This is a genomic window from Paraburkholderia sediminicola (assembly GCF_046026895.1).
In the GTDB taxonomy this organism is placed as follows: Bacteria; Pseudomonadota; Gammaproteobacteria; order Burkholderiales; family Burkholderiaceae; genus Paraburkholderia; species Paraburkholderia sediminicola_C.
In genome coordinates this window covers 19508-30295 of record NZ_JAQQEU010000084.1, presented here as the reverse complement: position 1 = coordinate 30295, position 10788 = coordinate 19508, and the positions used below count along the sequence as shown (strand labels likewise).

General features: G+C 60.2%; 7 protein-coding genes. 4 read left to right on the top strand and 3 right to left on the bottom strand.

Annotated elements, in window-relative coordinates:
• A partial coding sequence (locus PQR02_RS34200; RefSeq protein WP_408242145.1) for a sulfatase-like hydrolase/transferase occupies positions 1–738 on the bottom strand: 738 nt, incomplete at its 3' end.
• 1127 nt (positions 739–1865) lie between these two features.
• Here PQR02_RS34200 and PQR02_RS34195 point away from each other — a divergent pair.
• From PQR02_RS34195 to PQR02_RS34185, 3 genes are all read left to right on the top strand, one after another.
• Positions 1866–2393 (top strand): hypothetical protein, encoded by a 528-nt coding sequence (locus PQR02_RS34195; RefSeq protein ID WP_408242143.1) that lies wholly within the window; start codon positions 1866–1868, stop codon positions 2391–2393.
• A 22-nt stretch (positions 2394–2415) separates the two neighbouring features.
• Entirely contained in the window at positions 2416–3030 is a 615-nt protein-coding gene (locus PQR02_RS34190) for a hypothetical protein (RefSeq protein ID WP_408242141.1), read from the top strand.
• 831 nt (positions 3031–3861) lie between these two features.
• Complete coding sequence (locus tag PQR02_RS34185; RefSeq protein ID WP_494478101.1) at positions 3862–5031, top strand: ABC transporter substrate-binding protein; 1170 nt, start codon at positions 3862–3864, stop codon at positions 5029–5031.
• A 948-nt stretch (positions 5032–5979) separates the two neighbouring features.
• Here PQR02_RS34185 and PQR02_RS34180 read toward each other — a convergent pair.
• The gene (locus tag PQR02_RS34180) at positions 5980–7026 is read right to left on the bottom strand and encodes an IS110 family RNA-guided transposase (protein WP_408242153.1); all 1047 of its coding nucleotides are present in this window, start codon (positions 7024–7026) and stop codon (positions 5980–5982) included.
• 787 nt (positions 7027–7813) lie between these two features.
• Here PQR02_RS34180 and PQR02_RS34175 point away from each other — a divergent pair.
• On the top strand, positions 7814–9520 hold the full coding sequence (locus PQR02_RS34175) for an IS1634 family transposase (RefSeq protein WP_408242151.1): 1707 nt from the start codon (positions 7814–7816) through the stop codon (positions 9518–9520).
• A gap of 119 nt (positions 9521–9639) precedes the next feature.
• Here PQR02_RS34175 and PQR02_RS34170 read toward each other — a convergent pair whose 3' ends face one another.
• Positions 9640–10779 (bottom strand): DSD1 family PLP-dependent enzyme, encoded by a 1140-nt coding sequence (locus tag PQR02_RS34170; protein WP_408242139.1) that lies wholly within the window; start codon positions 10777–10779, stop codon positions 9640–9642.
• Between the last annotated feature and the right edge of the window lie 9 nt (positions 10780–10788).

Below are 10788 nucleotides of genomic sequence, written 5' to 3'. Positions count from 1 at the left end.
GGTGAAGGTTTGAAACTCTGTTCCTGCGGGGAAAAACTCTTTGTCGTGTGGATTGATGAATCCCACTGTGAGACACCACGGGCGTTCGGCCGGACGACGCGCGCCTAGCCACGTGGCCGCTTGGGAAGCGATGTCACGGTCGCTGAGATAGCCCTGCGCCTCGTCGCCGACAGTGCCTTGAAGGTTGCTGCCTGTCGGATCCGGGTAAGTAAGTCCTTCGAACCCGTATGCCGCGAGACGGCCCGCGACGCTAGGCGGCACCGACAGGTGCCACTTTCCAATGTAGGGGGTTCGATAGCCAGCGTTGCGAAGCAGCTTTCCGTAGGTCGGATACTCGCGTCCGAGCACCGGCTGGATCGACACCTGAGTGTCAGGTGCATCGAGTATCGTGGTGAGCAGCCAGGTCTGTTGCGAGTATAGACCTGTCACAAGCGTCCCGCGTGCCGGCGAGCATGCAACAGCCGCCGTGTAATGCCCCGCAAACTTCACTCCGCCGGCCCATAGCGAATAAGTTCGCGGCATATATGTTTGCAGAAATTCGCCCGCGCTACCGATCCCTTTCGGAAATACCCGCGGATAACGCAACTCGTCAACCAGAACGAACAAGATGTTTGGCGGTCGGCCGTCGTGTGGGTCACGACGGCCCTTCTCCACAGCCTTGCTTTCTCCAGGTAGTATCCCAGTTGCGGCGATCGATGCGCCGATGCCGGCATTCTTCAGAAAGTCCCTGCGATCCATGGCTACACCTCATTGGTCCTCCGCGAGCGGGTTGCCTCGCGTCTTTTGGTCGTCGTGCCAAGCGAAACAATAAACAGAGCGTAGCGACGATGAAATTTGACTGATGACTCTTCAGAAGCAGGCACCTGACTGGCAGCGTCAATCTGCCGCGTATCGTCACCAGACACCTCCCGTTCGGCATTAAAGTCGGGTAGGAGAGTTGTAGTCGGGTAGAAGAAATAGCCTATCGTGCGCTTCAAGGGCTCGATGGGGAGTCGCCGCCACCGCCCCTTCTACAACACATCCGTTGACAACAGGGCGCCGTTGTCTGCGCTGCATGAGATTGTGTCGTTCCCCGCAGATCAAACCTCGATTTTTCATCCCGATACGCTGCTACCTTTAATTGTCTCGCGCAGTCGTTCTTGCCGTTTTGCTACCCGAGGGTCCTTTTGATTGCATGAATTTCGCCGTGGGCATAACCGTCTCGGCGATTATCGGGGCCTATCAGTGGGGCGAGCACGCCCTTTGCGGATACAAAGCATTGCCATGAGCTGCGCCGTCGCGCTGGTTGCCACACTAAATGTTGGAGTGGTTGCCGAATTTTGTGTGAGTGGATTTCGACTTGAGGGCCACATTGGATGTATGTATCTCACTTCTATGTCTGGAATGTACAAATGCGGGCGTGATACAAACGTTCCCGCCCTGGGTGGTTCCAACCTCGTGGGCACTGATGGCCGTCGCACTATATGCAGTCGATCGCTATATCCAGAGCCGGCGACTGGCGGCGACCCCGCAATTCCACCCTAACGTCATGGGGAAGGCTGACGGTGACAGAAACGCCGGCTCACGAAGCGGCTAGCGGAGTGGCGACACCACTGCTACCGGGAGAGCCGAAAATAGAAGCAGACCAGTCGCAGCAGTCCGAATGCCTAACGCCAGCCCAATTGGGGTGCACGTTTATTTCCTTATGCCGTATCGATTTCTGGCACTGAAACGGTCGCCCGGGCGCGGCGGGGTCTCGACGCGCTCGTCGGGCTGCCGTCGCCCAGTTAGAGACATTCGACTGCAAGGTAAAGATCGGCGACAATCGACGCCGGTATGTGTGGCGATTCTCAAGAAATAGATGAAACGAAATGAGGCGCGGCGACATGAACCTTTACTTCGATAACAACGTGCTGCCCGACTTGATCCGGGCGGGCATTAATCCTGTCGTGGCGGTGGCAGGCAGCGAATTCGTGTTGTCGGTGACGCTTGATCTGGCGGAAGAGTACCTGCAGGCCATCGAAAACGAGCGAGTCCCTCTGGCCGAGAAGCGGTTGTGTCGGGCGCTTCTGGTCGCTGCAACAGAGCGCGGCATCTTTGGCTTTGCGGAAGCGGGGGGTGCCTATTCTGGGTTTGATCACGGCATGTGGGCTACCGAAGAAATGGGCGAGACCATCCGGTCAACCAATATCCCGCACCGTGCCGGCAAAGTCATCCCGAAAAACCGTACTGATGCCTTCCTCGCAGCACTCTCACAAGGTGCCGTGGTCGTCACAAACGATACCGGCAGCCACTACAAGCGCGCCAAGGCTGCCGGCCAGCACGTCTACTCGTGGTCTGAAATCTACGACGTCGAAAAAGCACCATCGGATCTCGCGCGGAAACTCAGGGCATTGTTCACGAAGCTCACCTAAAAGACTCTCCAACACCTACGCTATGTCAGATCTTTCAGATTTGATTGGTGCTTTGTTTAGCGACGCCCTCACTGCGACTACCAGCGCTATTGCTAGCGCTAGCGGAGCCGTCCTTGGCTCAGCGTTGTCCGCGGTTATGGAAAAACGCAAGGAAGCTGCTCGCGAGATTCTTCTGGACGAAATTCGTCGCGGTAGCGCATCCCCAACTACAGACGACATCGACGAATCGGTGTCGATCCTGTACCGATATTGGCGTGCCGCCCAAGAAGGTGCCGGTCGATTGAATCTCCGATTACTTGCCTCGGTCTATGCCGGACAGGTGCGGGATAAGAGTATCGTCGCCGACGACTTTCTGTACTACGCCGACCTACTTGCATCTTTACGACGCGACGAAATCACCCTACTTGGTACATTTTTGCGGTGTTCAACAAATGTGGACGGGACGCCGCGTGTGGGTGACGACCCAATGACCCAAACACGCGCCGAGATGGTGCCCAGCGTTTTCGAGAAGCACGAAGACTACAACGCCGCGCTGGGGGCGTTACAGCGAACTGGATTGATTTCTGCTCATGCAACCGGGGGGGGCCATTGGCAGCAGCCCACGCCTCGTGTACCAGGTAACGAGCATACTTCGTAAGCTGAATCGGCTCGCTGAGATTGAGGGAGTCGTTGAACGCGATCGTACTGACGTAGCCTCGCCGGCTACCAGATGAATGACTGTATTCGGGAAAGCTGAATGTCTGTTCAGGGTCGCGTGCTGCCGATCGCGACCGTGCGAGATTCGGGCGGTCCATGCCGTTTGCATGAGGCAGTGATCGGCCATCAAGGGACGGTCGCGATGTCGCTGCGAAGGACCGTTGTTCGGCCGAGCTTCGGTCGTTCGGCGCTGATGTTCGACTGTCTCTCCATGGCCGGGTCGGCGAGATGTCGAGCATTACACGTTCCTGCGAGGTGCGGTGTCTTGAACCCGCCAGCGCGATGTCGGATTGGAGATGCGAAAGCTTTCGACCGATTGCCCACGCCCTGCTCGCTGGTGGCCGTACATAGCGCCGCGCGTTGTCCATCGCGGCCTGAAGTTCGCGTATCGAGTGCTTCCGACGACGCATTGTTCAGCCGCTGAAGCACTGAAATTCGGAATATACGCACCACATCAAGCGGCTTCGCACCGCCGTTGTGCTCCCATAGTATGCAGGGCTTGCCCGATCGGTTTCTATTGGATCTACACATTCAACACGGTCCGTCCATAGATCAGCGGCGGCCGGGCTCCATCGATACGAAGCCAGTTGGCACGAGTCGAGTGACATCTCGATTGGCCGTTGAGTCGGAAACGTCTTCCAGAAGCGACGAGGCCCGGATTTTGCTTTACGGAGCCTGGTACCTTTATCTATTGATGTCAACTCGTACGCTGGAGAAAATAATAATGTTTATGACGTTGCGCCACGCATTGTCGTTAAGTCTTAGAAGTGGTTTGATCATTCTCGGCGCAAATGCCGCAAATGCCGCAAATGCCGCAAATGCCGCAAATGCCGCAAATGCCGCAAATGCCGCAAATGCCGCAAATGGCGCAATTGCGGATGAAGTTGTCAAAATCGGTCACGTCGCACCGCTGACTGGGGGTACAGCCCACCTCGGCAAGGACAGCGAAAACGGCGCCCGCCTTGCGATTGAAGAGATCAATCAGAAGGGCCTGACGATCGGCGGCCAGAAGATCACGCTGGAGCTCGATGCGCAAGACGATGCGGCCGACCCGCGCCAAGCCACGGAGGCCGCCCAGAAGTTGGTGGACGGCAAAGACGTCGCCGTGGTGGGTCACGTGAATTCCGGCACCTCGATCCCGGCTTCAAAGATCTACAGCGATGCCGGCATCGTCGAGATCTCGCCGGCGGCCACCAACCCGACTTACACGCTGCAAGGCTTCAAGACGACCTACCGCGTCGTGGGCACCGACGCGCAGCAAGGCCCGGCGCTGGCCGACTACGCATCAAGGCTGCTCAAGGCCAAATCGGTGGCGATCGTCGACGACGCGACCTCGTATGGGCAGGGTCTGGCCGACCAGTTCGAAACGAAAATTAAGGCCAGCGGCGTGACGGTGCTCTCGCACGACGAGGCCAACGACAAGGCGGTCGACTTCCGCGCGATCCTGACCAAGATCAAGGGCGAGCATCCGGACGTCATCATGTACGGCGGCGAGGATGCCACGGCCGGTCCGTTCGCAAAGCAAGCCAAGCAACTGGCGATTGCCGCGAAGGTGCTGGTCGGCGACGGGGCATGTACCACCAAGTTGTCGGATTTGGCTGGCGACGCGACCGACAACGTCATCTGTTCGATCGCCGGCATGCCGCTGGAGAAAATGGCCGGCGGCGCGGATTTCCAGAAGCGCTATGAAGCCCGTTTCCATCAACCGATCCAGGTCTACGCACCGTTTGCCTATGACGCCGTGTACATCATTGTCGATGCGATGAAGCGCGCCAACTCCACCGATCCAGCCAAGCTCTTGGCCATGATGCCGTCCACCGATTACCACGGCGTGCTCGGCGAAACCCAGTTCGACTCCAAGGGCGACCTCAAGCACGGCGTGATCTCGAGGTATCAATACGTGGGAGGCAAGCAGAAGCTGCTGGACATCGTGAAGATGTAAAGCTGCCACATTGCGAGCGAACGCACGGCAACCCGTCGACATAAGTCGCTGGGTGCCGTCGGCATGCCGGCGTGCTCGCGCGTCAGCGACGTCGTTCTTGTTACCAGTCACGAACACGTTGCCCGGCTTTGCCAGTCATGCCGAATGGGCGGCACCTGCGTCATGGCTGGCGCCCGCCATGTGGCTGGTCCGCCTTTGCGTCTTAGCAGTAGCGAACCCGAAGACGAGGCAACCGCGTCCGTAGGTCAGTGAGTTTGGGGACGTTCTTTATCCAGTCGCCCGGAAGACCCCGTCATTCATGGCGGGGATGTAAGGGCGGACGGCTTTAGCCGTCTAATCGTAGAGGGTTGGGCGGGGATGTGCAGCCCCGTCCAACCCCTATGTCGAAGCAGTCGGCCGTTCAGGCTGACGCTGCTGAGCATTTCTGCACCTTTCTTTTGCCCCCCAGGTCGATATTGACGCGGCGGGAAGAGCCGTAGCAGAAGGGCCGTTGATCGCGGCGCATTGGGCAACCGACCGTCTCGTGTGCGCGCGGGAACGGACGGTCGAAAAACGCTGCGTGAGAGGCGGAAATGGGTCGATACTGTTTGCAAGGACTTCCCCCGAGAGTCAAGGTCGGGGTTGAATTTTTTGCGCGTGCGGATGCGCCGCGCCAACCTCGCAGGTGGCCCTGTTGATGGGGTTGTCATAGCACTTTCCGTTGTCGACGTTCAGGCGATACGAGGAACAGACTGCGTCGTTGCAAACGGCCTTGTTGTCCGAGCGTGTCGGGCGGGCCACGATATGAGCCGCACAGGAGAACCCTATTTGAAAACCGGCGAACAGGCAGGGGACATTGAGTCTCATGCGGTAATGACTCGCCAACAGAATCGTCGGGTTCTTCTCCCGTTCGGTCCGACCTCGTCTTGCTATCGCGTCGAGCAGGAGTTGAGTCTCAGGCTAACCGGGTCATGCCGCTCCGGGTGGTAACGGCGGATGCATGGGATGTCGTTGCCACGCATCGGCGTCGTAACGTTCGTTCTTTGCGAGCATGGCCCACAGCATCCGTGCGTGCTTGTTGTTAATCGCAATCAGCGTCTTGTGATATCCCTTGCGTTCATGGAGCTGCCTGATCCATCGTTGCAGGCGGCTTGCGTGCGTGGGGTCGGCACGCAACGCCGACTGCAATATACTTCGGGCGCCCTGAACGAGCAGCGTGCGCAGATAGACGTTTCCGCGCAGGCTGATATGCCCCAGCCGGGTCCTGCCGCCCGAGCTGTGCTGTCGCGGCGTCAAGCCCAGCCAGGCGCCGAACTGTCTGCCATTTCTGAAGACCTTCGCGTCAGGCACCGTGGCGGCCAGCGCGCTCGAGGTCACCGGACCGATACCGAGCAATTCGCCGGCGCGTCTTGCAACGTCACTGGATCGGGCGTGAGAGGCGATCTGCTGGTCGCAGCGAGCGAGCCTCAGGTTCAGCGCGGCCAGTTGTTCGCGCACTTCGAGCAACATAGCGCGCACCGGGTCAGGCAGCCTGGGGTCTTCGATCAGGGTGGGCAATGCGCCGAGAAACCGGTCCGCAGAACGAGCAATTACCACGCCGAATTCTGCCAGCAGCCCGCGCGTGCTGTTCAGCAATGCCGTCCGTTCCTCGTGCCAGCCTGCACGCACGCTATGCCACGCCAGGATCGCCTGCTGCTCGACGGATTTGATCGCCACAAAACGCATCGTCGGCTGCCGCGCCGCAACGGCGATGGCCTCAGCATCGGCTGCATCATTCTTGCCACCCAACCTGAACGGCTTGACGAACTCGGCCGGAATCAGCCGGGCCGTGTGACCGCGAGCTGCAAACCAGCGTCCCCAGTGATGGGACGAACCGCACGCTTCCATCGCGGCGCGGCACGGTGCTAACCGTTCGGCCCAGCGCATGAAGGCGTCGCGTCGCAGTACACGCCGCTCGATAACTGAGCCCGTGACATCGAGAACGCAAACGGCAAACACATCCTTTGCCAGGTCGATACCGACGGTAGTAAGCTGGTCCCTCCATGACTTCCTCTCCTGTTCAGATTGATGGCTGACACCTCAATCCTGGCACTCGATGCCGTGCGACTTCAACGTCGCCTCAGGTTGGGGAAGTCCCTCACATTTGAAAAAGTCGCTCCTTGGTTTTTTCAGTTCCCGCGCGAGAAAATCGACCTCTCAGATCGGCCCACAAACCGGTCGCGCCCGCCGGTCAAGGGTAAGGCGACCCCTGAAAACATGGCGATAAAGACGGTCCCTGACTTTTTCAACAGTATCGGTCGCGTGCCGCCGATCGCCCAGGCATAGCGGGCCAACAGCAAACAGGAGTCAGAGAAAAGCGCACCATCTCCGCGTCGTTAGCTTCACGCGCTCGCTTTGACGTGGATTACGCGCCTGGACTCCTGTGGAACGGCTGCTCGATTTGCGTGGAATACGCACTCTTTCTTGTTCTATCGCAGGCTCCAGTCTTTCGTGAGTGGAGAAACAGCCCTGTCAAACTTGCTCTTTATCGACCGTGGTAGCTGCCGTCTTGCGATTCTACGGGGACGTTGCGTGATATGTCGTATCTTCCCTGTCATCATCGCTTAGGGGCGTCGGACTGGACGTGGCCAGCGCTTGCGTCGAGCAGGCGGCTAACCTCAGGTTGCCTCTCCAAAACCCCCACCTTGTGACCTGAAAAGCCCGGCCCATCATGGCGCCGGGCTTTTTCCAGGCGCGAAAATGTAGGCATGTAATTAATACTTATAATGCTTGAAATTATGAATGATGGGTACATAACGTGGGCATGCACATCCACGTCATTCCCAACCGTGATTCGCCGCCCACCGTGCTGCTGCGCGAGTCCTACCGCGACGGCAAGACCGTCAAGAAGCGCACCCTCGCCAATCTCTCCTCGCTGCCCGTCGCGCAGATCGAGCTGATCCGCCAGGTGCTGCGTGGCGAGAAGCTGGTCGCGCCAGCGTCCCTCTTGGAGATTGATGCTTCATGTCATCACGGTCATGTGCAGGCGGTCTGGCTGGCCATGCAGCGGCTGGGGCTGGCGCAGCTGCTTTGCACACGCCCCTGTGCCGAGCGCCAGCGCGTGCTGGCGATGATCGCCGCACGGGTACTGAGCCCCGACAGCAAGCTCGCCACCACGCGCTGGTGGGACACCACCACCTTGCCGGAACTGTTTGAGCGCGACGCCTGTGACGAGCAGGCGCTGTATGCCGCGATGGACTGGCTGCTGGAGCGCCAGGATGCGATCCAGGGCAAGCTCGCGCAGCGTCACCTGCAACCGGGTGGCATCGTGCTGTATGACCTGAGTTCGAGCTACTTCGAAGGCAGCACCTGCGAACTGGCCGCCCTGGGCTACAACCGTGATGGCAAGCGCGGCAAGCTGCAGGTCAACTATGGACTGCTTACCGATGGGCGTGGCGTGCCCGTCGCCATCTCGGTGTTTGAGGGCAACACGGCCGATGCACAGACGTTCATGCCACAGGTCGCGCAGCTGCGCGAGCGCTTCGGCATCGACGAGATGGTGCTGGTGGGCGACCGGGGCATGATCGCCCAGACCCATATCGATGCGCTCAGGGCCGAGGCCGGGCTGCAGTGGATCACCGCGCTGAAGTCCGGCAGCCTGCGCGTGCTGGCCAGCGATGGCGCGCTGCAGTTCGGGCTCTTTGATGAGCGCAACCTGTTCGAATTTACCCACGTCGACTATCCCGGCGAGCGCCTGGTTGCCTGCCGCAACCCCGAGCTGGCGAAGATGCGCGCCCACAAGCGCCAGGCGCTGCTGGAGGCCACCGTGGCACTGCTCGAACCGATCCGCCAGCGGGTTGCCGCCGGGCGTCTGAAGGGCCAGGACCGCATCGGCCTGTGCGTGGGCAAGGTGCTCAACCGCTACAAGGTCGGCAAGCACCTTGATCTGGAAATCGGTGACGCGTCATTTGCGTACGCTGTCAACGAGGCACGCGTGGCCCAGGAAGCCAGCCTCGATGGCATCTACGTGATCCGCACCGCGGTGCCTCGCGAACGCATGGACAGCGACGACGTTGTGCGCAACTACAAGAAACTCAGCCAGGTCGAGCAGGCATTCCGTTCAATGAAAACCGTCGACCTCGAGGTGCGGCCGATCTATCACCGCCTGGCCGACCGGGTGCGTGCCCACCTGCTACTGTGCATGCTTGCCTACTACGTCAAGTGGCACATGATGCAGGCCTGGCGCCCACTGCTATTCGCCGACGAAGAACAGGCGGCCAAGGCGCAACGCGATCCGGTCGCCCCGGCGAGGCGCTCGGCCAGCGCATTGCGTAAAGTCTCGAGCAGGACGCTAGAAGATGGCACCCCCGCGCACAGTTTCGATTCACTCCTACATCACCTTAGCACCATCGTGCGTAATACCTGCCATCACCCAGGTGCGCCCGCGCAGGAAGCCACCTTCACCCTCGATACGGCACCCGATGCCAAACAACTCCAGGCCCTCGAACTGCTGAAGACCATTGCCGTGTAGGCAGCAGCCCCACACCGAATCAACCGCAACCGATTGATTCAAAAGAATACTTTGCGTCGAGGGTGCAGCAACTTCAGGCTAACCGGAAAGTCGCCGTAAGCGACTGTGCGTCATTGCTGCTAAAAGAGTGCCCCGCGTGCCGCCACGGCCCAGACTTCAGCGACGGTGTTTTGCCGAACACCGATGAGCCAATCGTGCAGGTTGACCGTCGGGTCGCAGTGACTGGGTATGAGGCGTACCTTGTCGCCGACGTGCAGCGCTTCGGCTTCGGCATCGGGCACTACCACGGTGTGTTCGTCGGACAAGGTCTTGACCGTCCAACCGGGTTTGACGATGCGCGGCAGACCCTGGTCCACGGCAAAGGCCTTGAGTCCGCCGTCGAGCACGGCATGCGTCTCGTGCACGCTGATGACGGTGCACAGGCCGTAGAGTGCATGCTGCAGCGATGGCGTGCCGGCCGGGTGGCGGTTGGCGGCATAGTCGGTATCCATCAGCACATAGGAGCCCGGCTGCGCTTCGGTATAGAGTTGCGAGCTGGCTTCGAGTGCGTAGGTGCCGGTACCGCCGCCGGTTACGGTCGGGCAGTTCAGGCCGGCCTTCTCGAGGGCGTCCTTGATCGCGCTGACGCGCTCTACAGCGAAAGCCACGGCGGCCGCGCGTGCCTCTGGTTCGCGCATGTGCTGCGCGGAGCCTCGAAAGGCCTGGATGCCGCCAAAGAACAGGTTCGGCGCGTAGTGCTCGATCTCCCGCGCCAGCGCGAGCGCGGCGCTGGACGTGCCGACGCCGCATCGGCCATGGCCGATATCAAGTTCGATCAGTACTTCGATGCGCGCCTCGTGCCGGCGCGCCGCGTCGCCGATCTGCTCGACCTGCAGCGCGTGATCCACGCAGACGCCGAGACGGACCCGTGTTGCCAATCGCGCCGCGCGCTCGACCTTGGCACGACCCACGAGTTGATTAGTGATGAGGATGTCCTTGATGCCCGCGGCGGCGAACACCTCGGCCTCGCTGGCTTTCTGGCAGCAGATGCCGCAGGCGCCAGCCGTCATTTGCAGTTGTGCGATGTCCGGGCATTTGTGGGCCTTGCCATGCGGTCGCACTCGCAGGCCGGCGGCCGCGATGCGTTGATGTACGGCCGTCATGTTGGCTTCGAGTGCGTCGAGGTCGACCAACAATGCCGGCGTGTCGATATCGGCCTCTGGAGTGCACCGATCGGCGGGTGATGACGGGCGGGGATGGCTGGCGAAAAGGGCAGTCATGACAAGTGC